The organism is Nocardia sp. CY41 (genome assembly GCF_009829325.1).
Lineage (GTDB): Bacteria > Actinomycetota > Actinomycetes > Mycobacteriales > Mycobacteriaceae > Nocardia.
The window spans coordinates 250097-272803 of sequence record NZ_VUOS01000005.1 but is presented as its reverse complement, the minus strand read 5'-3'; the positions used below and the strand labels follow the sequence as shown (position 1 = coordinate 272803).

The window sequence follows — 22707 nt, the reverse complement described above, 5'->3', positions numbered from 1 at the left end:
TGGCCGAGCGGCTGACCTCATCGCTCGGTGACCGGCCGAGTCCAATCTCGATCATGGTGCCGCTTACGGCCTCCATGGCGGTCGTCACCGCCGGTCGGGTGCTTACCAGCTCCACCTGTTTGCCTGCGAACGGCTCAGCGAGGTGGTCGGGGCACCGCCCGCGGAGTGGGTGACGGTGCCGCTCGGCGTTCCGTTGCGCAATGCCCGATGCCGCGTGGTCTCACCGGCCGGGCGCGACTGCCCGACCGGGTGCCCGGGGGATTCTGCCCAGGCGTGAGCGGAGAACGACGGTCGAGTGGCTTCGTCGCCGACCGGCCCCTATCGTTCGAGCCATGAACGCTCCGGCCGTGACCGATGACGGGATCGCCCCGCGGGTTTCGCGGAAATGACGGCGGTACCGCTGGCCCCCACGGTGGCGGTCACCTGTCTCGCCGTTCTCGTCGCGGTCCTGCGCTGGATCTTCGTCCGTGACAGCGCGACCGATCGCCTGATCAACCGGGCGCTGGGCTGCGCCGCAATCGGCATGCTCCTTGCGGTCGTGACGGTTCGATTCGCCGTCCCGGCGATCGTCACGCACCTGGGGGCGATGGTCGGATTCCTGACCGCGGGCAGTGTGTACGGCGTCGCACGACTGCTGGCCGGCGCGGATCCCCGTGACGCTCCTCGGCGGCAGCGCCGATACGACGTGGTCGCGGTCGCGGCGGGCGGGATCACCGTCCTGATCGATGTGGCGACAGTCCTGAGCATGCTGCCTGCCGGGACGTCCGCACGGTGGTACGCCTTCAGCGCCGCCGCGACCTGCCTGCCGTTGGCCGCCGCGGGTTTCCTGCTCATCCGCGCGGGGATCGGCGAGATTCGTTCCGCCGGGACTTCGATCACCCAGCGGCTCACCTACCTCGCCCTGAGCGGCGTCGGCGCCTTCTGGATCTGTTACGCGGTGCTCGTGCTCGGGCGAAGCCTCGTGGGCGTCTCACCGACCGATCAGGGCGAAGGGTGGTCGCTGAGCGGATTCGCCTTCTTCGCCGTCATCACGGCGCTGCTTGCGATCCCGCTGGTGCGCATGCTGCTGGTCCGCCTCGGCTGCGATCGCGACAGCCGCGATTGCCGCACCTTGCTACCGCTGTGGACCGATCTCACCGCCGCGGTCCCGCATGTCGTGCTGGTCGACGACGACCACCGCCGCGGCCCGGCGCTGCGCCGCTACCGGATGGCGATCGAGATCCGCGACGCACTGCTGCAACTGCGCAGACATGCGTCCGGTTATCCGCCCGACGACATCCGCGGCCACACCCTGCGCATCGTGCGCGAGGCCGAAGCCGGACTCGTCGCCGTCTCCGGCGCGGACGCCACCGCCGGTCACGACGTGGAACTGCGTCACCTGTTGGCCTTGGCGGCCCGGTGGCCGAAGGCCAAACGCGCCTACCTCGCAGACCGGTTGCCGCGGCTCAGCGCCGGGCGGGGGAGCCGAGGATGATGCTGCCGACGCCGCACCCTCACGGTCGTCGGCCTGGCGGCGAGTCTGCCCTCGGCGCCGGATCGTCGGCGAGGACTACGTACGTCTACGACGAGGCCGCCGAGATCACCGAGGCGGACAAGATGGCGGACTCCGGGGAGTCGACGGTCGTGGCGCGCGCTGACCCGTTCCCGGTGGCCGCGCACCGTCTCGGGATCTACAGTCACCACGGTGGACGCTGTACCGGTCTGGTTGGTGATCGCGGTCGTCGTCTTCGTCGTGCCCATGACGATCGGGCGGTGGATCTTCGTCAACGAGACGAACTCCGACCGGTTGATCAACCGCACGTGGAGCTGGAATCTGACCGGCGTCATGCTGTACGAAATCATGGCGGCGATGGGTCATCCGTACTTCGCCAAGTGTCTCTACCTGGGGCCGGGCATGATCGCGCTCTCGAGTTTCTTCGGCCTGGCCCGGCTGGTCGACGGCGCCGACGCGACGGGCTCGCGGGAGCGTCAGCGCCGATACGACGCGATCGCCGTCGTTGTCGCCGCGTCTCTGATCGTCGGCGCACCGGTCGCGCACAGCATGTTCCACTTCGACTACACCGAACTCGTCTGGACCTTGTCGGCGATTCCCGGATGCTTGTCGGGCTTTCTCTTCGCCCGCGCCTGCGTTCGCGAACTGCGTGTCGCGGACTCCGCGGCAAGGGAGAAGTTCACCTACGCCCTGTTGCTGGCTTTCGCGCTCTATTGGGCGATCTCGTGGTCGATCCTGCTCGTTCGATCACTCGCCGGCACCCCACCGAGTCGATCCGGGACGGTGGCGGCCGTAGTGGCGGTCCTCATGCTGGCTGCCATCACGCTGCTGACGGCGATCCCGCTGGTCACGGTGCTGGTGGCGCGAGCGGGCTGGGATCGGGCCGGCCGTATCTGCCGTCGCCTGCGGCCCCTGTGGTGCGAATTGACCGCCGCGGTACCAGAAGTCGTTCTGCTGGACGACCCTTCCGCACCACGCGATTCCGCCTCGCGGCTCTACCGGATGACCGTCGAGATCTGGGACGCGCTGCTGCATTTGAAGCCGTACGCTCCCGACGCGTCCGAACTCGGCTCGCCCAGCGTCAGCCGGGACCACGTGCGCGCCTACGCGCTTCGCGCGGCAGGTGCCGCCCGGGCGAAGCGGCACGGCCGCGCGCCCACGACCGATTCCTCCGCTCGCGGCGAGGTGCGGGCCGGGGAACGCGATCGCAGGGCGGAGCTGCGATTCCTGATCCGTTTGGCGCGCGAATGGCCCAAGGCGGCAGCCGTGGTCGGCACCGGAGCGGATCCGTCGCACGCGTCCGCCACCGCGGCGGTATCCCAGTAGAAGGGCCGCATCTCGGCGATGCGGCCATCCACGAGGTGATCGTCTGCAGGATCGCGAAGTCGAGGTCGCGGCCCGTCGCGCGGACTCGGACGGGTACCTCGGTGTGCACCACGGCGGTGTCCCCGGTCGCGAGAAAGCGCTGCTCGCGCATATCTGTGCGAGGACGCGAGCGCCGCCGTACCCGTCCGCTGATCGGAAAGCGGCGCAACGGGTTCGCGCCCGGGCTGGCCTCGCGCCGTGCGAGGACATACCGTCGATCGAGATGAACGCTGTTCCGGCTCCGGTGGTGCTGTCGGTTGTCGTCTTCGTCGCGCTCATGACCGCGGGGCGCTGGCTGCTCGTCGACGAGACGGCGTCCGATCGGCTGATCAACCGTACGTTCAGCTGGAACCTCCTGGGTCTGCTGCTGTACGAGGTGGTCGTCGCAATGCATCGTCCCGACCTCGGACCGCGCCTCTACCTCGGCTGTGGTCTCCTGGCACTCGCCAGTTTCTACGGGTTGGCCAGGCTCGTCGACGGTGCCGATGTGGCAACCGTTCACCGGCGTCAGCGGCGATACGACGCGATGGCGGCCGCCGTCGCCGTTTCGCTGATCGTCGTCGCACCGGTCCTGCAGTGGGCCTGGCGGATCGACTACGTCGAAGTCGTCTGGACGTTGTCGGCCCTTCCCGGGGCGTTCTGTGGCTTGCTTTTCGGCCGTGCCTGCGTTCGCGAGTTGCGCGCCGGAGGCGTCGCGGTGCGGGAGAAGCTCACCTTCGCTGTGTTGCTCGCGTTCTCGGTCTATTGGTCGATCTCGATGACGATCATGGTCGGTCGCTCGCTCGCCGGTACGCCGCCGAGCGAGCCGGGAAAGGCGTGGGCGGTCGCGGCAGTCCTCATGTTCTCCGCGGTGACCCTGTTGGCGGTGATCCCTCTGGTCGCCGCGCTGATGGCGCGGACGGGTTGGGATCAGACCGGTCGTGCCTGCCGTCGCTTGCGGCCGCTGTGGCGAGATCTCACCGCCGTGGTGCCCGAAGTGGTCTTGGCCGAGGATCACTCCGCCCCCAGGGAAGCCACGTCCCAGCTCTACCGGATGACCGTCGAGATCTGGGACGCGCTGCTGCACTTGAAGCCATATGTGCCCGCCTCGTCCGAGCCCGGCTCGCCCGAGTCGATCGACAACGACGTGCGCCACTATGCGTTTCAGGTCGCGCTGGCCGTGCGAGCCAAGCGCGACGGAAGCACGCCGGCTTCGAACTCGGCCGTCGCGGGTACAGCGCAGGCCGAGGTTCGCGATCGTGCGGCGGAGTTCCGGTTTCTGTTGGAACTGGCCCGGCTATGGCCGGGAGCCGTTGCCGCGGTGGATTACCGGTCGATCGGAGTGCAGACGCCGACGATCGCCGCCGTATCCCAATAGAAGGGACGCACCTCGGCGATGCGCCCGTCGGCGAAGCCGATCGTCTGCAAGATCGCGAAGCTGAGTTCCCGGCCGGTCGCGCGGGCACGAGCGTGTACCTCGGTGTGCACCACGGCGGTTTCCCCGGCCGCGAGGAAGCGCTGCTCCCGCATATCGAATTTCTCCCAGGTGTCGCGCATGGCGTGGAAGAACCGTTCCATGCCGTCGTGGCCGCGCCAGGTACCGCCATACGGCAGGCTCTCGGCCTGGTGCAGCACCACCGCGGTGTGGAAGAAGGGAGCCAGCAGCTCGAACGAGGCGCTACCCGGCCCGCCGGCCGCCAGGTATTCCGCCTCTGCCGCGTACATTCCGGTCAGGACGGTCATCGGGTCGGTCGTCGATGTCATGCGGCCAGTCTGTCCGCCCGGCGGGGCCATGACCGGCGGCAATCGGACGTTGCGCTGCAGGGTTGTTCCCGCGCATTGCCTCCCCGCGCGGGAACAACGGCGACTCACCGTGCGGCGACGGGCTCCTGCCGGGTTCCGTGGCGTAGTCCGATGGACATGATGTCGGACGGCTCGTCCAGTTCGATGCGGTGCCAGCGGTTGCGGGGCACGACGAAAGCGGTGCCCGCGGTGAGGCGCACCATCGTCTCGTCGTCGCCGGGCTGCTCGGCTCGCAGGTAGAGGCGCAACGCACCGGCCAGGCAGCACACCGCCTCGTCACTGCTCGGGTGGACTTCCCACTGATCGGCATGGACGTCGGCATCGGATTCGACATGGAATGTCGCGAGTTGCCAGTCGCCGTCGCCGGTGCTCATCCGGCGTTCACCGGCTGCTACGTGGCCGTCGTGGTCGAAACGAATCGCCCGGCTGAAGAGGTCGATCGAGGTCTGGTTCACTGAGTGTCCTTTCGGTGCGTTGTGTGAGGCGGCTCGGTTTCGCGGTTTCGGTGGGGGCGGAGCGGTCGGCGGCGGTCGCGTCGATCGCGCACCGCAGAGCCGGTGCGAGGATTCCTCGGTGACGAGTTGGTCGGCCTGGCCATAGTTCTGCGTCGGCGGTGTCGGGCTGCGCGAAAGCGTTGTGCCGCTGAGGCTCCGACCACTTCGAGGTTGTCCCACGCGATGGGAACGACCGCGCGGTGAGAGTCCGATCGGCTCCGGCAAGGCGGCCGATGCCACGGAATCTCTCATGCACGCGCGACCGGAAGTTCCGCGGTGCTCTTCTTCTCCTCCGGCGTCGCTGTGGCCGTGCGGTGCGTCCCCGGCAGCACGGTCGCGGCGACGACGCTCGCCACGGCGAAAAGTCCCGCCGCGCAGCACAGTGCGAGCGCGTAACCGTCGTTCAGAGCTGCCGGTGCGGCGCTGTCTCCGGTGCGCGCCGCCGCGACGGTGGCGAGCGCGGCCACGCCGACGCAGCCGCCGAGCTGGCGTGCGCTGTTGAACACGCCGGAGGCCATGCCCGCTTCGTGGGGTGTGACGCCCATGGTCGCGGCCGCGGCCGCCGGAGCCAGGCAGAGTCCGAGACCGAAACCGCCGAGCAGCGAGGGGCCGAGGACGTCGGTGAGGAAGCTGCCGTCGGCGCTGATGAAGGCGAACCAGCCGATACCGGCCGTGGTCAGCACCCCGCCGAGAACGAGCGCCGCTTTCGGCGAACGCAGGCCGCCCACGCGGGTGGCCACCACCGTCCCGGCGATGACGCTGACCGAGAACGGCACGAAAGCCGCGCCCGCCGCGCCCGCGCTCATACCGAGCACCTGTTGCTGGTACAGCGACAGCAGATAGAACGCGCTGAACTGCCCTGCTCCGGCGAGGAAGACGAACACATTCGCGCCCGTCACCCAGCGGTTGCCGAACAGTCCGAGCCGAACCAATGGCGTCGATGTCCGTGCCTCGACCGCGAGAAAAGCCGCGAGCAGCACCGCCGCCGAGCCGAGCGTGACGCCCGTGGCGGCGGAGACCCAACCGTGGTGTTCGCTGCGCACCACGCCCACCACGAGCAAACCTGTTCCGCCGGTGCCGAGTACAGCGCCCGGCACGTCGATCCGCGCGCGCCCGCTCACTCGATCGGCCGCCACGCCGGCCACCGCCGCGAGCGAGGCGAGCGCCACGATCGGGACGTTGACGAACATCACCCAGCGCCAGTCGGCGTATTCGGTCAGCAATCCACCCATCAGCACGCCGAGCGCGCCGCCCGCCGCGTTCACCGCGCTCCATACTCCGAGTGCCCGCACGCGGGCGGGCCCTTCCGGAAACGTCGTGGTCAGCGTGGCCAAAGCGGCGGGCGCCACGGCCGCCGCCGCGAGTCCCTGAACCGCTCGCGCGGCGACGAGCTGCCACGGCTCCTGCGCGAACCCACCGGTCAGCGAGGCGACGCCGAACACGACGAGCCCGGCGGTGAACAACCTGCGCCGCCCGAACAGATCACACGCCTTCCCGCCCAGTAGCAGGAACCCGCCGAAGGTCAGCGCGTAGCTGTGCACCACCCACGCCAGATCGACCGCCGCGAAGCCCAGATCGGCGCGGATGGCCGGTAGCGCGACGTTCACCACCGCGAGGTCCAACGCGACCATGAACTGCGCGACGGCCACCGCCGTCAACGCGACGCCCGGCAGCCCGACAGAGTTTTTATACATGTATAGAAAGTAACCGGGTGAGACGCCCCGTGTCCACACCCGGTTCGAGGCATGGGCGAAGATGGGTTCATGCCGAAGTCGCCGTCGCAGCCCCAACGCACCGGCCGACCTGCGCGTATCTCCCGGGCGGAGATCGTCGCGTCGGCCAACTCGGTGATCGAGGCCGAGGGCGTGGAGAAGCTGACGATGCGCCGCCTCGCCGCCGAACTCGGTTGCACGCCGATGGCGCTCTACCACCATGTCCGCGACAAGGAAGACCTGCTGCGGCTGCTGCTCGCGGATTACGCCGAGCAGGTGGTGTGGCCGGAGCTGCCGCAGGATCCGCGCCTGCGCGTCCGCGTGGCGGCGCGAGCCATGCACGACGCGCTCGCCCTGCGCCCGTGGGTCGTCGAGATCCTCGCCGCCGACGACCTTCTCGGTGTCTCGGCGCTCTGGGTCACCGAATCCATCGTGGACGGGTTCGTCGCGGGCGGCTTACCGTTGGATCGCGCTGTCCAGGCGTACCGCGCCGTCTGGCAGTTCACGGCGGGCAATCTCATCGTGCGCGCCCGTTCCGCTCGCCGGGCCGAGGAGGGTCGCCCCACGTTCCGCGCCCAGGTCTTCGCCGACCTCGACCCCGAGACCTACCCGCGCCTGGCCGCCCTCGGCTCCGAATACGTATCTCTCGCCGCCCAGGACACCTACGAATTCGGCCTCGACGCTCTCATCGACGGTCTGCTCCGGTCCGCATAGCATTCGAGCCCGCCACAAGGCGGGCTCGAATGCTCCGTCGGGGACGCTCAGAAGGTGACGCGCTGATCCGGCGGCAGGTACAACTTGTCGCCTTCCTTCACCTCGAACGTCTTGTAGAACTCCGCGAGGTTGCGCACGACCTGATTGCAGCGGAACTCGTTGGGGGAGTGCGTATCGATGCTGAGGTAGCGGACGGTGAGTTCCTTCGTCTGCTTCTCCCGCCAGCTGCGGGCCCAGGACAGGAACATGGTGCGATAGTCGGGATCATCTATGCCGCGGCGCTTTTCGGCGATGCGGAAGGCGGCCAGCGTGATCTGCAGGCCGCGCAGATCGGCGAGGTTCTCGCCCACGGTCAGTTCGCCGTTGACGTGCTGGTTCGGCTCGAGCCCCTCGGGGACGAGCGCGTTGTACTGGTCGACCAGTTGTTTTGCCTTGGCGTCGAACGCGGCGCGGTCCTCGGGCGTCCACCAGTCGCGGCGGTTGCCGTCGCCGTCGTATTTGGAGCCCTGGTCGTCGAAGCCGTGGCCGATCTCGTGCCCGATGGTGGACCCGACCGCGCCGTAGTTGACGGCGGGCAGGGCGTCCTTGTCGAAGAAGGGCGGCTGGAGGTAGGCGGCGGGGAAGACGATCTGATTGGACGTCGACGAGTAGTAGGCATTCACCGTTTGCGGCGACATGCCCCACTCGGACTTGTCGACCGGGGTACCCAGTCGCGCGAACGCACGCTTGACCTCGAACTCGTTGATGGCCAGCAGCGACTCGATCAGCTTGCCCTTGGTGATCTTCAGCGTCGAATAGTCGATCCACTTGTCCGGGTAACCGATCTTGGGATCGATCTTGTCCAGTTTCGCCAGCGAAGCCGCCCTGGTCGCGGGTGACATCCAGGTCGAATTGGTGAAGTTCTCCCGATAGGCCGCGACGACGTCGGCGAGCATTTCCTTGGCCCGCTCCTTGGCCTCGGGCGGAAAATGCTTGGCCACGTACAGTTTCCCGAGCTGCTCGCCGAGCTTTTCGTCGACGATGCCCACCCCGTACTTCCATCGTTCGGGGCGCTGGTCCTGCCCGTTGAGAATTCTGCCTTTGAAGTCGAAATTCGCGTCGTTGACAGCCTTGGGCAGATACGGCGCGAACTCCCGCAGCACGGACAGTTTCAGGTAGTCCCGCCACGTGGCGATGTCGACCTCGGTCCACAGCTGCCCCGCCGCCGTGATGAAGGACGGCTGATTCACCACCATCGTCGCGAACAACTCGCGCGGGCGGTCGGTGTTCCCGGCCAGCCACGGATCCCAGTCGAAGCCGGGGGCGAGCGCGGTCATATCGGCCCAGCTGTAGACGTTGTACGTCGCGTCGGTGTCGCGGTTGCGCACGTTGTCCCAATGGGCGGGCGCGATGCGCTTCTCCAGGTCGAACACCCGTTGTGCCAGGCCGGCCGGGTCGGCGAACCCCGCGCCCGCGGCGATCCGCTCCAGGAAGGTGCGGTATTGCGCGAGCACCTCGCCGTACTCCGGCTTCCGGTAGTACTGCTCGCCCAGGCCGAGCCCGGACTGGCCGACCGAAGGGATGTAGGCGTTGGAATTCTTCCGGTCGACGCCGATGCCGAGTCCGATCAACCCACCGATCGGCAGCTGGGCCATCACCTTGGCCAGGTCCGCCTTGGTGGCGGCGCCGTCGATCTTCGCCAGCAGCGGCGCCAGCGGCGTCATGCCGAGCCGTTCGATCTCGTCCCAGTCCACCCTGGCGTCGTAGAGGTCCCTGATCTGCTGCTCTTCCGAGCCGGGCTTCGGGTCCCGGATGCCGTCGATGATCTCCCGCAGCTGCTGCTCGGTACGATCGCCCGCCTCACTGCCCGAGCCGTAGCTGACCTTGTCCGGCGGCAGCTGGTACTCGCGCAGCCACTTCCCGTTGACGTGCCGGTACAGATCGTCCTGCGGCCGGATCGTCTCGTCGGCTCCGCTGAGATCGACGCCGGTGAGCGTCCTGCTCGCGGGTTCGGTGTCGTCCGAGCACGCGACCAGGGCAGCGGCGGCGGGAACGGCCCCGAGGGCGATCAGGAAGGCACGACGATCCAGCTTCGCTGGCCGACCGGTAGATGTCACGAGAATCCTCTCCCCGACGCGGCGGTGCCGCTGGTGTACGAAGGCAGCCTTGCAGGACACGAGGCTACCGGCGCGGCGCCGGACCGGCCGGGATTGGGGAAACGGCACCGCTTTGTGGCCCCGATTTGGGAACGACCTGCGGATTCCCATACACTAGACCGGTTGCCTGCGGGAGCTGTGCCCGCAATCCGGCAGTGAACCCCCAGTGGTTGGTTCCGCGTTTCTTGCTCGAGCCGAGAAAACCGCTGGCAGGCGCGCGTCCGGAGGGCAACCGACCATGCCCGTCGGGTCGGCAATCCGGCGTGCACATACGTCCAGGTCAAGGAGGACGCTGAAGTGATTCAGCAGGAGTCGCGACTGCGCGTCGCCGACAACACGGGTGCGAAGGAGATCCTCTGCATCCGCGTTCTCGGTGGTTCGTCGCGTCGCTATGCCGGTATCGGCGACATCATCGTCGCTACCGTGAAGGACGCCATCCCCGGCGGCAACGTGAAGCGGGGTGACGTCGTCAAGGCCGTCGTCGTGCGCACCACCAAGGAGCGCCGTCGTCCGGACGGTTCCTACATCCGTTTCGACGAGAACGCGGCCGTGCTCATCAAGGCGGACAACGACCCGCGCGGCACCCGCATCTTCGGCCCGGTCGGCCGCGAGCTGCGCGACAAGAAGTTCATGAAGATCGTCTCGCTGGCCCCGGAGGTGCTCTGACATGAAGGTGCACAAGGGTGACACCGTGCTCGTCATCTCGGGCAAGGACAAGGGCGCCAAGGGCAAGGTCATCCAGGCCTACCCGAAGGAGAACCGGGTTCTCGTCGAGGGCGTGAACCGGATCAAGAAGCACGTCGCGAACTCCGCCAACCAGCGCGGCGCCTCCTCGGGCGGCATCGTGACCCAGGAAGCCCCCATCCACGTCTCGAACGTGATGGTCGTCGACTCCGACGGCAAGCCGGCCCGCGTCGGCTACCGGACCGACGAGGAGAGCGGCAAGCGGGTCCGGATCTCCCGTAAGAACGGGAAGGACATCTGACATGACCACGACGGAAAAAGTGCAGCCCCGGCTGAAGCAGCGCTACCGCGAAGAGATCAAGGACGCGCTGAACAAAGAATTCAACTACGCCAACGTGATGCAGATCCCGGGCGTGGTGAAGGTCGTCGTCAACATGGGTGTCGGCGACGCCGCACGCGACGCGAAGCTGATCAACGGCGCCGTCGAGGACCTGGCCCTGATCACCGGTCAGAAGCCGCAGATCCGCAAGGCGACCAAGTCCATCGCGCAGTTCAAGCTGCGTGAGGGCATGCCGATCGGCGCCAAGGTCACCCTGCGCGGCGACCGGATGTGGGAGTTCCTCGACCGCCTGGTCTCCATCGCGCTGCCGCGTATCCGCGACTTCCGGGGCCTGTCGCCGAAGCAGTTCGACGGCAACGGCAACTACACGTTCGGCCTGAGCGAGCAGTCGATGTTCCACGAGATCGACGTGGACCGGATCGACCGTCCGCGTGGTATGGACATCACCGTGGTGACCACCGCGACCAACAACGAAGAAGGCCGTGCCCTGCTCAAGCACCTCGGCTTCCCGTTCAAGGAGAACTGAGCACATGGCAAAGAAAGCACTGGTCAACAAGGCCAACGCCAAGCCGAAGTTCGCTGTCCGCGCCTACACCCGCTGCCAGCGCTGCGGCCGCCCCCACGCGGTCTACCGCAAGTTCGGCCTCTGCCGCGTGTGCCTGCGCGAAATGGCGCACCGGGGCGAGCTGCCGGGCGTGCACAAGAGCTCCTGGTGAGCTCGCGCTCCTCGTGAGCGCACTTGAATAGCAAGACGCCGAGGGCACGGACTCATACTGAGTCCGTGCCCTCGCCTTTCATGGAGGCGCTTACACCGCGGCAACACTGATCGGACGCGGTTTCCCGCCGCTGACGCCGCCGTGGAGTGTTCGACCGAAGGTGGAATCCTGCGCCGGCTCACCGTCGGCCGCCGCGACCGTGCCTTCGAATCGCCCGAAACGATCATCGCCATGGAACGGCGTCTTGCCAGTCCTTCGTTCCTTTGACTGTCGAGGATCTGATGTGTGGCCGACCTCGGCTGTGATTTGTCCGGGATATCCAGCTCGATGAAACGTTTTGGCTCGACACCGCTTAACGTCTCGGGGGCACAACAGTTGGTTCGGAAGGTGGCGGCGAGCGTGACAGGTACCGAGGCGAAGCTCGAGGAACTGGTCGAGATCCTGACGATTGCTGCGGAACCGGCGGGTGAGGCCGGTGTCGCCAAGCGGGAGAAGAAGGGCATTCCGAGCGTTCGCCGGCGTGTGGACATGCTGCTCGACCCCGGGACGTTCATCGAGACCGGTGCGTTGGCTCGTCAGCCCGACCGACCGGATGCTCTCTACGGTGACGGGCTGGTCACCGGTCGCGGCCTGATCGGGGGCCGTCCGGTGGTGGTGATCGCCCACGATCAGACCGTGTACGGCGGGTCGGTCGGTATCACGTCCGCCCGAAAGTTCATGCGGGCGCTGCAACTCGCGTTCGACAACGCATGCCCGGTGGTGACGATCAATGATTCCGGCGGTGCGCGTATCCAGGACGCGGTGGGTTCGATCGCTTCGTTCGGTGATATTTCGCGGGTGTTGGAGAAACTGTCCGGGTATGTGCCGCAGGTGTCGATCATTCTCGGCAAGTGCGCGGCGGGTTCGGTGTACGGGCCGATCAACACCGACGTGCTCATCGGCACCAAGGATTCCTACATGTTTGTCACCGGGCCGGAGGTGATCAAAGCCGTCAACGGTGAGGACATCACCGCCGAGGAGCTCGGGGGCGCCGAGGTCCAGGCCAAACGCGGCACCCTGCATCACGTGGCCGACACCGAGCAGGAAGCCTACGAGTGGGCGCGCAACTACCTGAGTTACATGCCGACGAGCTGTCTCGAGCAGCCGCCGATCGTGAACCCCGGCCTGGAGCCGGAGATCACTGCTACCGACCGGGAGCTCGACACGATCATCCCGGATTCCGATCGCGCCGGTTACGACATGCACGAGATCCTGCTGCGGATTTTTGACGACGGTGAATTCCACGAGATCCGCGCCGCGTTCGCCCCGAATCTGATCACCGGGTTCGCCAGGGTCGACGGCTATCCGGTCGGTGTGATCGCCAACCAGCCGCTGGTGCTGGGCGGTTCCATCGACGCCGCCTGCTCGGACAAGTCGACCTACTTCATCCGGCTCTGCGACGCGTTCAATATCCCGCTGGTGTTCGTCGCGGACACCCCGGGCGTGCTGCCGGGTCTCGAGCAGGAAGCCAACGGTGTGATCATCCGCGGCGGGCGGGTACCGCGCGCGATCATCGAGGCGACGGTCCCGATCATCAACCTGGTCGTGCGCAAGTCTTACGGTGGCGCTTACGGCATGATGGCGGCCCGACAGGTAGGTGCCGACATCAGTTTCGCCTGGCCGACGGCCCGGATCGCTGTGATCGGCGCCGACAGCGCGGTCGACCTCATCGGCAAGCGGCAATTGGCGGCGGTGCCCGAGGAGCATCGGGCAGCGGCGCGCGAGTTCATGATCAACCAGTACAACGAGACGATCGCCACCCCGTGGATCGCCGCCGAACGCGGCTACATCGACGCGGTCATCGAACCGTCGCGGACCCGTTTGGAGATCCGGAACGCGCTACGCCTGCTGCGGGACAAGCCGCCGGTCAAGCCGGAGTTCAACCCGCGCAAGCACCCGGTGTACCCGATGTGATCTTCCCGTTTACTCCGCGGCTGGGCGTACGGCACGCCGAGCGCTGTCACACCGACCGGTTGCCGGAAAACGAAGAAGGCCGTGCCCTGCTCGAGCACCTCGGCTTCCCGTTCAAGGAGAACTGAGCACATGGCAAAGAAAGCACTGGTCAACAAGGCCAACGCCAAGCCGAAGTTCGCTGTCCGCGCCTACACCCGCTGCCAGCGCTGCGGCCGCCCCCACGCGGTCTACCGCAAGTTCGGCCTCTGCCGCGTGTGCCTGCGCGAAATGGCGCACCGGGGCGAGCTGCCGGGCGTGCACAAGAGCTCCTGGTGAGCTGACGCTCCTGGTGAGCGCACCCGGATAATCGAACAGCGAGGGAGTTTCTCTGCTATCTCATCGTGGCCGCGCCCGCTCGTCCCGCACAGCTGAGGGTCGCGTGTGCCCAGCGAGACCTATGCGGTGGTGTTGGCGAGGTACCGTCGGCGTGCCCGGTGCAGTTCGCGGCTCCACGTTGTTCCTTCGTCGGCCAACCGGCGTTGGAGCGTCCGTGGCCCGACCTCGAGGAGTCGGGCGGCCTCCGCCAGCGAGGGCGTACCTTCGGTGAGGGCGGCCTTCAATGCGGTGCCCACCCGATCCGACCATGTCGGAGAGCACACGGGCGGCGGCATCGTGGCATAACGGCGCCCGGTCGCCGGGGCAACCCCGGCTGCGTGGCGCGTTTCGAGCGCAGTTGGATGAGGCCCGTCAAGGCCCGAGCCCAGTCGATCGGGCAGTTCCCTCGATCGGCGCCTCTGGAAATCTCGGGGTGTTTCGCCGTAGCGTGCCTTGAACGCCTGGGAGAACCAGGTTTGTGTGAAACCGCAACGTGCGGCCACCTCGCTGATAGTCGTGTTCTTTTCCGGTTGGGAGAGCAGGTCGCGCGCGGCGCGCAGCGCCTCGTCCTGCCGCACGTCCCGGTAGGTAGTTCCGCTCTGCTGGAGGGCGAGCCGCAACTGCCGGGGCGACCAGCCCAGAGCCGATGCCACCGCAGGCAGACGCAAGTCCCCGACACCGACGTGCTCCCGTACGTACTGTCGAACGGCTGCGGCCGTTTCAGCCAGATGGCTTTGTTGCGGGCCCATATCGCCGAGCAGCATCAAGCAGATCAGCTCAGTGATTCGATCGCAGACGGCGTTGAATTCCCAGTCCGCGAGGTCGGATCGCTCGGCATGCGTTTCGCGGATCATGCTCTGCACGATCCGGCCCAGGCCCGATTCCATGTCGAGCGTCATTTGCGGTGGTCGGGCGGACGACAGTCGATTGTCGATATCAGCACGCGGTATGCGAACCGCGTTCGTCACCGCGCGTGGCATGTAGTATCGAAATGGCTGATCTGGGCTCAATAGCATTGCGCTACCTGGAGTCAAGCGCATTACCGTGTCATTCATTTCAAAGGTGTTGACTCCCCCCACAGTCCGCTGCGGTACGACCAACCAATAGTCTTTACCGCCCTGCCGGGTGTGTGACGGGGTCCGCCAGGCTAAACGCTCGCTGCGTTGGTCGAAGCGCAGGAGAGTGTGAGCAACAGTGTCCTGAACGGTGGCACGGATCCACCAGTTGCGCGGATCACGATACCGGGACTCGGACGGCAGAAAGCTGTCGCTGAGTGCTTCCCACTCGTCGATGTCTTTCGTAACAAGCTCGGTGTACATCATGATGACGCCTTGGCAGGTGTGTTATTCGGGACCTACGATTCAACATCACCCGGGAGGTCCTGTAGCTGTCCGGCGTTTCCCGCTGTGAGAAGGGGATCAGCGGGAAACGCTGCGAACGTCGGCGTGACCGACGCTCGATCGATCACTGGCGTCACTCCGTCGGCTACGGACGCGTCGAACCTCGAAAAAGCGCGAAACTCCCCGGCTGTGCGGAATTCACTCCGCACTACGCGCTGGGTTCGAGCAGCACGGGAAGTGTGAGGGGCCCGCAGGTGATGAAATTCGGGCCGTAGATCTGGGTGGGGTCACCAGCCAGGTTCAATCGCGGGAACCGGTTGAACAGCGTGGACAACGCGATGTGGCTTTCCAGCCGGGCCAGATGAGCGCCGAGGCAGACATGCGGTCCCCGGCCGAACGCCAGCTGGTCTCGGTGATCGCGGTCGATGTCGAAGGTACCGGCGTCCGGATAGCGCTCCGGGTCCCGCCCGACGCCGCCGTACCACCCCACCATGGCTCCCGCGGGAATGTCCACGCCGGCGATGGTGATGTCTTGCAGCGCATACCGAGTGGGAAGAATAGCGGCCACCGAAGAGCGGAAGCGCAGCATCTCCTCCACGACGTCTCTCCACCGGTCTTCGGCCTGGGCTTTGGCGAGCTGCTCGGGATGGGTGCACAGCGTGACCACCGTGTTGCCGAGCAGGTGCACGGTGGTTTCGTGTCCGGCCATGAGCACCAACCACAACATGTTGACCAGTTCGTCGTCGGTCAAACCGTTCGATTCATTGGCCTCCAGCAGAGCGGAGGTGAGGTCGTCGCCGGGTGCGCGCCGCTTGCGGTCCAGGAGTTCGGTGAGGTAGCCGAGCATATCCGCCATCGCTGCCTGAATCTCGTCGCCGGTGCTCAGATGCGACATGACCGTGGACGCCCAGATCCGGAACTGTTGTTGTTCGGACGCCGGTACACCGAACAGTTCGCCGATCACCCGCACCGGTAGGGGGGTGGTGTAGCTGGAGGCGAGATCGATTTCGGTCTTGTGGTCGGGAATCTCATCGAGGAGCTCGGTGGCGATCTGCTGGATTCGGGGCTCGAGCGCGGCGACCCTGCGTGGGGTGAACGCCTGGCTGATCGTTTTCCGCAGCCGTCGATGATCCTGACCGTCCATGTTGATCATGTGGTCGATATCGGTGAGCGCGCGCAAGGGCCAGTCGGCTGGAATCGTGCCGTCCTGCAGCGCAGGACAGTTGCGCGGATTCCTGCTCAACACGGTGCCGTCTCCGGCGAGGACTTCGCTCACCGCTTTGTGGCTGACGGCGAACCAGGCCACGACATTGCCGGGCAGCTCGATCGGAACAATCGGTCCACTCCGCCGGATCCTGTCGAAGGTATCGAAAACCAACTCGCCAGCGGTAGGCAGCTGAGCGACGGGCTCGGTCATGATGTCTCCCATGGTGCGTTCGGTCACACGGATACGGCCGACGTGTGCCCGCCCAGTGTCGGCCGCAGCGACGCACCGAACCACCGGATCCGGGAATCGCTGCCTCACACCGAAAGTGCGACGCAGAAGAACGAATATGGGAGCGAGATGTGCCACGACGTCAATCGCCGATTGTCAGGGCAGCACCTGCGGATGACATCGGGCGCGACCGTACCCACCATCGCGCCGATCACAGCGCCCAGGATCGCGGTGGTCGCTACCCCCACCACGGCGCACAGCGCGTAACCGACGACGAAGATCGCCAGGGTCGGCGAGATCCGATGAGTGACGGCGCCTGCGCGACTGGGGTACATTCGTCTGAATCATCCGCTGGTGGAGGGGGACAGAGGCGTGGCGGGGGAACAGCCATCACTGTCGATCGACACCGCTGAGGTCAAGGCATTGGGACGCTTGGCGTTCGAAGTTGCCACCCAATGCCGGGACGGTTACTCCGCGCTGGAGACCGACGTACGAGACATGTTGGAGAGTTGGACGGGGACCAATTCCGGCGCTTTCACGGCAGGGTGGGAGGAGTTCCATCAGGGGGCGGTGCAAGTCTGGGATGCGCTGTTCGAGCTGGCGGAGAAGCTGGGGGTCACCGCCGACACCGTCCGTGCGACCGACCAGGCTTTCGCCACCGGCGTCAGCTCGCTGGATCTTCCCTGACAGGCGGGACACTTCATGTCCGACGCTCAGGCCTTCTCGGTGGACCTCACCAAGCTCGACAACTTGGCTGCACGCATCCGCGGCTTCGCCGGGCTGCTGTCCGATCAGCTGGCCGCGATCGATCAGAAAGCCAAGGAGGTCGATGCCGCGTCATCGGGTGGCGCGATTGCGGCCTACCGCGAGGCGCATGATGAATGGCTGGCGGGTGCTACGGAAATCCGAGAAGGGCTCACAGCTTTGGAGGAGGCGGTGAAGCTCGCTCATGAGGGCTATACCGGCGCGGTTGCCGAGGGCCCGAGGATCCTCGGCATATGACGGCCCTCGCGGTCGATCCGAAGGCCTATTACCAAGCGGCTGCCAACTGCTTCGACGCCGCATCAGCGCTTCGCGACAGTTTTCTGTACATCTTCGCGGAGCTGTCCGAATGCGGATCGATGGCCGGCGTGGACGAGAACGGCCAGGAGTGGGCGCGCTCGTACAACACGTCGGCCTACGAGGCCGTGGGCTTCTTCCAGGATGTCCACTCCACGCTGTACGCATATGGCAGCGCCCTCAACGACATCGGTTTCACCCATGCCCAAGCCGATGCGACCGTGAAGGGCGCGCCGCAACCGGACCGGCCCACGGACCCGGGCATGCCGGTTTTCGGGCCCTTTTCGGTCCCGGCCTCCGCGGGCGGCCCTGGCCAGGGCATCGTGGACAAGGGCATCAATATCATCAGCCACATCGGCATACCCGTTCCCGACGGCGACACCGGAAAACTCGCCAAGGCAGCCGATGCCTGGGACCGCCTCGGCACGATCTACCAGAATACGAACGCCCGCGACAAGATCACGATCGCGGCGAGCCTGTTCGACAGCGTCACCGCCGATGACGCGGGCTACATCCGCGACGACCTCGAATCCCTCGCGAACTCGATCGACCAACTGCTGACCGCCTGCACGCAGATCAGCCAATCCTGCCTCGCATACAAGGACGCGCTGACGGAACTCCGTACCGAGATCGAGGGCTTCCTGAAGTCGCTCGCCAGTGACCTCGCCATCGACGCCGCGATCACCATCGGCCTTTCGCTGATCAGCTTCGGAGCGGGAGCGGTCACCGCCGCCAAGGCTCTGGACACGGTGCGGAGATGGGCCGGGAAGATCAAAGACGGCATCATCGCCTGGCGAGCCCGCAAGGCACTTCAGATCGCGGGGATCCGCCAGGAGGCGAAGGACGCCGCCGTCAAGGCCAGGAAAGTCGTCACCGATCTACGTGATCGACTGCGCGGGAAACGCACTGGTGACGCAGCTCGTGGTCCACAAGCACCGTCCAGGGCGATCGTGGACGAGAAGAAGTACGAGTATCTCTTCGGTAGGGCGGCAGAAGATGCGCACAACTCGCCTAGATCGTTGCAAAATCTCTCACAGCTGAACCGTGTGGGTATTTTCGACAACCAGGCTGGAAGAGATCTTCTCAATAGCCATTTCGACGAAGTCGTCCGTACCGACAGTAATATCGCTCGAACCTTTTCGAATGATTATGGGGACTTTCAAGTGCGAGAGTCGCTGTTCGTCGGTCCGAACGGTATTCTGAAGTTTGAAACAACATGGCAAGTGACGCCGGAAGGCCTACGCTTGACAACTGTGATTCCGAAGGGTGGAGGAGCGTAGATGGCCGACTACGAGTTCGTAGAGCCGGAAGAGTCGGAGTTCTTGGAGGTGTTCGGGGCCGAACGTGTCGCCATCCCTGGGGCTACTGCCTCTTTTGTGGTGAATATCTATTCCGACGATCGGAACAAACTGGAACTATCGTACGATGTAATAGCGCGATCCGCGCGGGTGCGGTGGTATCAGGACTCGACGGTCCTGGTGGATATTTTTCGGGAACAAGTGAACCGCATCGCGGTCGAAGGCAGCGGGGTAATCAACATAACTACCAGTGGAGTCGATCTGTCGGGTGATTTGACCGTAGAGGTGTACCCCATCCGAATCACAGATGTGTCGTTGGTTCGGTGAATTCCGTCGGTCCTGAACCTGCTCCTCGGGCGGACTGTCCCTCCCTGCATGCGTGCGAAGATCCCGTGAGTGGTACACCACCGAGAGGTCTACTCGCGTTTTGCCGCAGCCATGTGCCACTCGCGGGCGGCGGCCGGGTGGAGTCGGCGGGGTGGGAAGTGTCGAGCCCGGCGGCGGGGGTGCGGTCCGGCTCGAAGGGGTTCAGCTGTGGGTGAATTCGCCGTGTTTGGTTGCGGACAGGAAGGTGTCCCAGGCGGTGGGGGTGAAGGTCAGGGTGGGGCCGGTCGGGTTTTTGGAGTCGCGCATGCCGACTGTGCCGTTGTTCAGGTGGGCGATCTCTACGCATTGGCCGTTGGATTCGCTGAAGCTACTCTTGAACCAGCGCGCTCCGGATAGGTCAACGATCACCGTCATAGCTCCTTGCTGCCCGGCGGAGCAGGTCGCGCGTAGTCTTCTCGGCCGGGAGAGTTGGTGGGGCCGGGAGGTTTGAGCCCGGCCGCGGGGGCGGCCGGGCTCGAAAGTTCTCAGCTGTGGGTGAATTCGCCATTTTTGGTTGCGGACAGGAAGGTGTCCCATGCGGCGGGGGCGAAGGTCAAGGATGGGCCGGTCGGGTTCTTGGAGTCGCGCATGCCGACTGTGCCGTTGTTCAGGTGGGCGATCTCTACGCATTGGCCGTTGGAGGCGCTGTAGCTGCTCTTGAACCAGTGGGCTCCGGCTAGGTCAGCGGTCACCGTCATAACTCCTTGCTACCCGGCGGAGCAGGTCTCGCGAGGTCTTCTCGTCCAACGCCGTCTGGCGGATGGCTTCGGCCATCTCAGTGTAACGCCGCACTATTTCGGGCCTTTCGAGATAGAGATCGCTGCTCATCCCGCCGTCGAGGTAGACGACTGGCGGTTCGCTGGGCAATCCCTTGCTGTTGGTGCCGAAGTCCAAGAGAACGAAAGAACCGTGCAAGATGCCGCGCGTGTATCCGGCCGAGTACGGGTGGATGCGCAGTGTGACGTTCGGTCGAGTGCTGACATCAGCCAGGTAGCGATGCTGGGCGGCCATCACTTTCGGTCCGCCGACCATCCGATACAGCGCTGCTTCGTCCAGCAGCACGTGAAGGTCCACCGGGCAGGTCTTCCGGGTGACGGCCACCTGCCTGTTGAGGCGAATCCGCACGCGTTGTTCGATTTCTTCGGCGGAACCATCGTGCAGGAACGCGCCGATCAAGGCGCGAGCGTAGTCAGCGGTTTGCAGCAGTCCGGGCACTTGGACTTCGTAAGACGTAAGCCGCCGCGCCGACCGCTCCATCCCGACGTACATGTTGAAAGCATCCGAGAACAGTCCGCCGAGCGGCGTGATGCCGTCCTCGTCTCGCGCCGTGGCCGCGCGCGACGCCAGTCCCACCGCCTGTTCGGTCTGCTCGGCGTTCACCTCGTAGAGCATGCACAGTTCGCGCACGTCCTGGCGGCGTGGTTTCACCGCTCGTCCGGTTTCCAGGCGTTGTAACCCGTTGAAGCTGAGTTGGACTTCCTTCGCGGCGATGGCGATCGTCAGGCCGCAGCCCTCACGCGCCTCGCGCAGGAATCTGCCGAGCTGGCGGCGCAGCAGCGTCGGCGACTCGACTTCGGTCATCGGCTTTCCCCCAGGTGAATGAATCCAGCACACGGTCTGAACTGCATCCATTGATACACCGAAGTTCGATGCCCTCCAGGGCTTTCGGTGAAGTTGTCGGGAATACGCGAATCAGGTCGAAGTGGGCCGTGCCCGGCTGGTGTGCTGTGCCTGCGCCGGGCCGCTGAACAGGGCTTTGTCGGTTCGGAAGCGGCGAGCGATCCGCGATAGGCGCACTTCAGACTCATTCGACGGCAGGGGAACACCATGCAAGAAGGCTCCTTTCGAGACACCCCACCACCAGGTGCGCGTTCTACCGCCGTATCGGCGGACTCGCCGCTGGCGTGGACCCGCACACCGGACGCATCACGGTCCCGGCTGGGAGCGTGTGGGGATTGGGGATGGCGGCGTATCTCGGCCACGAGGTCCGCGAGGAACTGCGGCGGCGGGGAAGCGCTACCGGACCGATCGTGTCCTACCCGAGGTCGGGCTGCTGGGTCTTTCTCGTGCGTCCCGATCTTCCGGACTCGACCGCTGCGTTCGCCCAGTTGTATCGGGCGGGTGTCACGGTTTACGCCCACGGCCGGGTGATCGCGTTGCCGTCGCCGGCCGACCGGCCTCCTGCGGTTCGGCATTGGGTAGAGCCGCCTCGGGACGGTTTCCGGCCCTCGGCGATGGTGGTGGTCGCGGCGATCAGCCGATTCCTTCCGCCGCGAGCGATCAACCTGTCCGCGCTCGGCATCTCCGGAGTTTTCACCCCGGCCAGGGGAGTTAGGTGACAACCGATGCCCGAAGTCCGTTGAGCGCCAACCAGGTTCGTGCTCCGCGCCTGCCGGGCACCCGCGCATTTTTCGACATCTTCAACGCCCGCATCGAGCCGGCGGACGCGCTGATGGTGTCGGCCGTGGGGCTGCTCGGCGTGTGGGTTCGGCATTACGAGACCCGCAAGCCCGGCCGTCCGATGAGCCAGCGGTTGGCCTACTTGATGGACCTGCATATCTGGGCCATCGACCGATATGTGGAAGACCTGCTCGAAACGGCGGGTCACCGGCCTGCTGCGGACGCCGAGGAGATGCATTACTCCTACGGCGAGATGGTCAGCCTGCTCACCGCGGATTTCGTGCGCTGCCGCCGAGAGGAACGGCAACCCGGCGGAATCACCGAGGACCAGGTGCTCCACCATGTGCGGCATTGGGACGGGTTCAACGCCATAGTCGAAGCCGTGGCCGCCGGGCAGGTGCGATTGCGGATTCCGCGCACCGCGCAGCCAGCGTCATCGGCCGCCGAACCGTGCGACCCGGCGCCGTGACCACCCCGCGCCCGGAGGAGCCCGACGTCCACCTGCGCGTCTTGCTCGACGGAATAATTCTGGACTTCGCCGCCTGCCACACCGCAGCCATGCGCTTCATCCAGGAATGGCGCACCGTGCGCCCCGCCACCGACCTCACCGTCGTCCCCGGCGATACCACCGGACTGCCACGTCTACCGTGCGAGCGCCTCTACTTACAACCGTGAAGACGTTCGCCTCATCGCGAGAGGGCCGCGAGTGGCACACCACCGAGAGGGTTGCTCGGCCGATGGCGCGGTGGTGTGCCACTCGCGGACGCCGCGTGTCATCGGCGGTCCGGATTGTCATTGAGGTCACCGGCGAGGATGTCGTCGACGCGCGCGGCGAGTGTGGGATCGCCGCTGGCGAAACGATTCAGGCGTAGAGGCCGCGATCGGCGGACCCGCATCGCGGCCAGATGGATAGCGTCGCGAAGGATATCCGCACTGCTGACGCCCGTCCGCATTGCCGCGTCCTCGATGACGGCCAAGTCGGCGGTATCAGCGTGGACCGTGATTCGCTCGAGAGGCATATGCACACTGTGGCAGAGGTGTGCGCGAAAGTTGTCGCGAGCCATATGG

29 protein-coding genes are annotated in these 22707 nt (G+C 65.9%); 18 read left to right on the top strand and 11 right to left on the bottom strand.

The annotated features are described in order from the left end of the window. The first annotated feature begins 385 nt into the window (after positions 1–385). From GVY64_RS06460 to GVY64_RS06450, 3 genes are all read left to right on the top strand, one after another. Positions 386–1474 (top strand): DUF6545 domain-containing protein, encoded by a 1089-nt coding sequence (locus GVY64_RS06460; RefSeq protein ID WP_159839662.1) that lies wholly within the window; start codon positions 386–388, stop codon positions 1472–1474. Between the two features lie 210 nt (positions 1475–1684). Beyond that, complete coding sequence (locus GVY64_RS06455; protein ID WP_159839661.1) at positions 1685–2818, top strand: DUF6545 domain-containing protein; 1134 nt, start codon at positions 1685–1687, stop codon at positions 2816–2818. Positions 2819–3080: 262 nt separating this feature from the next. Further along, entirely contained in the window at positions 3081–4214 is a 1134-nt protein-coding gene (locus GVY64_RS06450; protein WP_159839660.1) for an MAB_1171c family putative transporter, read from the top strand. Here GVY64_RS06450 and GVY64_RS06445 read toward each other — a convergent pair. The 3 genes from GVY64_RS06445 to GVY64_RS06435 form a co-directional block, all read right to left on the bottom strand. Beyond that, a complete protein-coding gene (locus tag GVY64_RS06445) occupies positions 4163–4600 on the bottom strand; it encodes a nuclear transport factor 2 family protein (protein WP_159839659.1) in 438 nt (145 codons plus the stop codon). The genes GVY64_RS06450 and GVY64_RS06445 overlap by 52 nt on opposite strands. 104 nt (positions 4601–4704) lie before the next feature. After that, on the bottom strand, positions 4705–5094 hold the full coding sequence (locus tag GVY64_RS06440; protein ID WP_159839658.1) for a cupin domain-containing protein: 390 nt from the start codon (positions 5092–5094) through the stop codon (positions 4705–4707). A gap of 287 nt (positions 5095–5381) precedes the next feature. After that, the gene (locus GVY64_RS06435; RefSeq protein ID WP_159839657.1) at positions 5382–6827 is read right to left on the bottom strand and encodes an MFS transporter; all 1446 of its coding nucleotides are present in this window, start codon (positions 6825–6827) and stop codon (positions 5382–5384) included. Between the two features lie 69 nt (positions 6828–6896). Between GVY64_RS06435 and GVY64_RS06430 the strand changes: the two genes are divergently transcribed. Next, positions 6897–7559, top strand: coding sequence for a TetR/AcrR family transcriptional regulator (locus GVY64_RS06430; protein WP_159839656.1), 663 nt, complete (start codon positions 6897–6899; stop codon positions 7557–7559). A 47-nt stretch (positions 7560–7606) separates the two neighbouring features. Here GVY64_RS06430 and GVY64_RS06425 read toward each other — a convergent pair whose 3' ends face one another. After that, positions 7607–9655, bottom strand: coding sequence for a M13 family metallopeptidase (locus tag GVY64_RS06425; RefSeq protein ID WP_236566657.1), 2049 nt, complete (start codon positions 9653–9655; stop codon positions 7607–7609). Positions 9656–9991: 336 nt separating this feature from the next. Here GVY64_RS06425 and rplN point away from each other — a divergent pair, with 336 nt between their 5' ends. The 7 genes from rplN to GVY64_RS06395 all read left to right on the top strand — a co-directional run bounded on the left by rplN (position 9992) and on the right by GVY64_RS06395 (position 13702). Next, entirely contained in the window at positions 9992–10360 is a 369-nt protein-coding gene (gene rplN / locus GVY64_RS06420; RefSeq protein WP_067807954.1) for a 50S ribosomal protein L14, read from the top strand. Position 10361: 1 nt separating this feature from the next. Beyond that, complete coding sequence (rplX, locus tag GVY64_RS06415) at positions 10362–10679, top strand: 50S ribosomal protein L24 (RefSeq protein ID WP_039795507.1); 318 nt, start codon at positions 10362–10364, stop codon at positions 10677–10679. A 1-nt stretch (position 10680) separates the two neighbouring features. Further along, positions 10681–11244 carry a 50S ribosomal protein L5 gene (rplE, locus tag GVY64_RS06410; RefSeq protein WP_039795509.1) on the top strand — a complete coding sequence of 188 codons (564 nt, stop codon included), beginning with the start codon at positions 10681–10683 and terminating at the stop codon, positions 11242–11244. Positions 11245–11248: 4 nt separating this feature from the next. Further along, positions 11249–11434, top strand: a complete 186-nt coding sequence (locus tag GVY64_RS06405) for a type Z 30S ribosomal protein S14 (RefSeq protein WP_014981705.1) — start codon at positions 11249–11251, stop codon at positions 11432–11434. Positions 11435–11833: 399 nt separating this feature from the next. Then, positions 11834–13387 (top strand): acyl-CoA carboxylase subunit beta, encoded by a 1554-nt coding sequence (locus GVY64_RS06400; RefSeq protein ID WP_159839654.1) that lies wholly within the window; start codon positions 11834–11836, stop codon positions 13385–13387. After that, positions 13384–13512 (top strand): hypothetical protein, encoded by a 129-nt coding sequence (locus GVY64_RS38640; protein ID WP_268895592.1) that lies wholly within the window; start codon positions 13384–13386, stop codon positions 13510–13512. The genes GVY64_RS06400 and GVY64_RS38640 overlap by 4 nt, the downstream gene beginning before the upstream one ends. Positions 13513–13516: 4 nt before the next feature. Further along, on the top strand, positions 13517–13702 hold the full coding sequence (locus GVY64_RS06395) for a type Z 30S ribosomal protein S14 (protein ID WP_014981705.1): 186 nt from the start codon (positions 13517–13519) through the stop codon (positions 13700–13702). 119 nt (positions 13703–13821) lie between these two features. On the opposite strand, the gene GVY64_RS06390 is transcribed toward GVY64_RS06395, so the two are convergent. The 3 genes from GVY64_RS06390 to GVY64_RS06380 all read right to left on the bottom strand — a co-directional run bounded on the left by GVY64_RS06390 (position 13822) and on the right by GVY64_RS06380 (position 16851). Continuing rightward, complete coding sequence (locus GVY64_RS06390; protein ID WP_159839653.1) at positions 13822–15063, bottom strand: AraC family transcriptional regulator; 1242 nt, start codon at positions 15061–15063, stop codon at positions 13822–13824. 226 nt (positions 15064–15289) lie between these two features. Further along, the gene (locus tag GVY64_RS06385; RefSeq protein WP_159839652.1) at positions 15290–16498 is read right to left on the bottom strand and encodes a cytochrome P450 family protein; all 1209 of its coding nucleotides are present in this window, start codon (positions 16496–16498) and stop codon (positions 15290–15292) included. Between the two features lie 104 nt (positions 16499–16602). Further along, positions 16603–16851 carry a hypothetical protein gene (locus GVY64_RS06380; protein WP_159839651.1) on the bottom strand — a complete coding sequence of 83 codons (249 nt, stop codon included), beginning with the start codon at positions 16849–16851 and terminating at the stop codon, positions 16603–16605. Between the two features lie 19 nt (positions 16852–16870). On the opposite strand from GVY64_RS06380, the gene GVY64_RS06375 reads away from it, so the two are divergent. From GVY64_RS06375 to GVY64_RS06360, 4 genes are read left to right on the top strand one after another with little or no spacing between them, the layout of a single operon-like run. Continuing rightward, on the top strand, positions 16871–17203 hold the full coding sequence (locus GVY64_RS06375; RefSeq protein WP_201297918.1) for a WXG100 family type VII secretion target: 333 nt from the start codon (positions 16871–16873) through the stop codon (positions 17201–17203). Between the two features lie 15 nt (positions 17204–17218). Beyond that, entirely contained in the window at positions 17219–17518 is a 300-nt protein-coding gene (locus GVY64_RS06370; protein ID WP_159839650.1) for a WXG100 family type VII secretion target, read from the top strand. Further along, positions 17515–18855, top strand: coding sequence for a WXG100-like domain-containing protein (locus tag GVY64_RS37180; protein WP_201297917.1), 1341 nt, complete (start codon positions 17515–17517; stop codon positions 18853–18855). Before GVY64_RS06370 ends, GVY64_RS37180 begins: the two co-directional genes overlap by 4 nt. After that, on the top strand, positions 18856–19200 hold the full coding sequence (locus tag GVY64_RS06360) for a hypothetical protein (protein ID WP_159839649.1): 345 nt from the start codon (positions 18856–18858) through the stop codon (positions 19198–19200). It begins immediately after the preceding gene. Between the two features lie 201 nt (positions 19201–19401). On the opposite strand, the gene GVY64_RS06355 is transcribed toward GVY64_RS06360, so the two are convergent. From GVY64_RS06355 to GVY64_RS06345, 3 genes are all read right to left on the bottom strand, one after another. Further along, a complete protein-coding gene (locus GVY64_RS06355; RefSeq protein ID WP_442939531.1) occupies positions 19402–19614 on the bottom strand; it encodes a DUF397 domain-containing protein in 213 nt (70 codons plus the stop codon). A gap of 110 nt (positions 19615–19724) precedes the next feature. Continuing rightward, complete coding sequence (locus GVY64_RS06350; RefSeq protein WP_159839648.1) at positions 19725–19931, bottom strand: DUF397 domain-containing protein; 207 nt, start codon at positions 19929–19931, stop codon at positions 19725–19727. Beyond that, positions 19921–20820, bottom strand: coding sequence for a helix-turn-helix domain-containing protein (locus GVY64_RS06345; protein ID WP_159839647.1), 900 nt, complete (start codon positions 20818–20820; stop codon positions 19921–19923). The genes GVY64_RS06350 and GVY64_RS06345 overlap by 11 nt, the downstream gene beginning before the upstream one ends. A gap of 380 nt (positions 20821–21200) precedes the next feature. On the opposite strand from GVY64_RS06345, the gene GVY64_RS06340 reads away from it, so the two are divergent. The 3 genes from GVY64_RS06340 to GVY64_RS06330 are packed head-to-tail and all read left to right on the top strand — an operon-like array spanning position 21201 to position 22314. Beyond that, positions 21201–21578 (top strand): hypothetical protein, encoded by a 378-nt coding sequence (locus tag GVY64_RS06340; RefSeq protein WP_201297916.1) that lies wholly within the window; start codon positions 21201–21203, stop codon positions 21576–21578. After that, entirely contained in the window at positions 21575–22108 is a 534-nt protein-coding gene (locus GVY64_RS06335; protein WP_159839646.1) for a hypothetical protein, read from the top strand. The genes GVY64_RS06340 and GVY64_RS06335 overlap by 4 nt, the downstream gene beginning before the upstream one ends. Continuing rightward, positions 22105–22314 carry a hypothetical protein gene (locus GVY64_RS06330; protein ID WP_159839645.1) on the top strand — a complete coding sequence of 70 codons (210 nt, stop codon included), beginning with the start codon at positions 22105–22107 and terminating at the stop codon, positions 22312–22314. The genes GVY64_RS06335 and GVY64_RS06330 overlap by 4 nt, the downstream gene beginning before the upstream one ends. Positions 22315–22412: 98 nt before the next feature. Here GVY64_RS06330 and GVY64_RS06325 read toward each other — a convergent pair whose 3' ends face one another. Next, entirely contained in the window at positions 22413–22658 is a 246-nt protein-coding gene (locus tag GVY64_RS06325) for a ribbon-helix-helix protein, CopG family (protein ID WP_268895594.1), read from the bottom strand. Positions 22659–22707: the final 49 nt, after the last annotated feature.

Coding starts and splice junctions, on each gene's coding strand:
- GVY64_RS06370 (WP_159839650.1), top strand. CDS start 17,219: ATGTCCGACGCTCAGGCCTTCTCGGTGGACCTCACCAAGCTCGACAAC.
- GVY64_RS06380 (WP_159839651.1), bottom strand. CDS start 16,851: ATGTACCCCAGTCGCGCAGGCGCCGTCACTCATCGGATCTCGCCGACC.
- GVY64_RS06405 (WP_014981705.1), top strand. CDS start 11,249: ATGGCAAAGAAAGCACTGGTCAACAAGGCCAACGCCAAGCCGAAGTTC.
- GVY64_RS37180 (WP_201297917.1), top strand. CDS start 17,515: ATGACGGCCCTCGCGGTCGATCCGAAGGCCTATTACCAAGCGGCTGCC.
- GVY64_RS06360 (WP_159839649.1), top strand. CDS start 18,856: ATGGCCGACTACGAGTTCGTAGAGCCGGAAGAGTCGGAGTTCTTGGAG.
- GVY64_RS06430 (WP_159839656.1), top strand. CDS start 6,897: ATGCCGAAGTCGCCGTCGCAGCCCCAACGCACCGGCCGACCTGCGCGT.
- GVY64_RS06435 (WP_159839657.1), bottom strand. CDS start 6,827: ATGTATAAAAACTCTGTCGGGCTGCCGGGCGTCGCGTTGACGGCGGTG.
- GVY64_RS06395 (WP_014981705.1), top strand. CDS start 13,517: ATGGCAAAGAAAGCACTGGTCAACAAGGCCAACGCCAAGCCGAAGTTC.
- GVY64_RS06390 (WP_159839653.1), bottom strand. CDS start 15,063: ATGATGTACACCGAGCTTGTTACGAAAGACATCGACGAGTGGGAAGCA.
- GVY64_RS06340 (WP_201297916.1), top strand. CDS start 21,201: ATGGCGGCGTATCTCGGCCACGAGGTCCGCGAGGAACTGCGGCGGCGG.
- GVY64_RS06385 (WP_159839652.1), bottom strand. CDS start 16,498: ATGACCGAGCCCGTCGCTCAGCTGCCTACCGCTGGCGAGTTGGTTTTC.
- GVY64_RS06460 (WP_159839662.1), top strand. CDS start 386: ATGACGGCGGTACCGCTGGCCCCCACGGTGGCGGTCACCTGTCTCGCC.
- GVY64_RS06355 (WP_442939531.1), bottom strand. CDS start 19,614: ATGACGGTGATCGTTGACCTATCCGGAGCGCGCTGGTTCAAGAGTAGC.
- GVY64_RS06325 (WP_268895594.1), bottom strand. CDS start 22,658: ATGCCTCTCGAGCGAATCACGGTCCACGCTGATACCGCCGACTTGGCC.
- GVY64_RS06445 (WP_159839659.1), bottom strand. CDS start 4,600: ATGACATCGACGACCGACCCGATGACCGTCCTGACCGGAATGTACGCG.
- rplE (WP_039795509.1), top strand. CDS start 10,681: ATGACCACGACGGAAAAAGTGCAGCCCCGGCTGAAGCAGCGCTACCGC.
- rplX (WP_039795507.1), top strand. CDS start 10,362: ATGAAGGTGCACAAGGGTGACACCGTGCTCGTCATCTCGGGCAAGGAC.
- GVY64_RS06345 (WP_159839647.1), bottom strand. CDS start 20,820: ATGACCGAAGTCGAGTCGCCGACGCTGCTGCGCCGCCAGCTCGGCAGA.
- GVY64_RS06450 (WP_159839660.1), top strand. CDS start 3,081: ATGAACGCTGTTCCGGCTCCGGTGGTGCTGTCGGTTGTCGTCTTCGTC.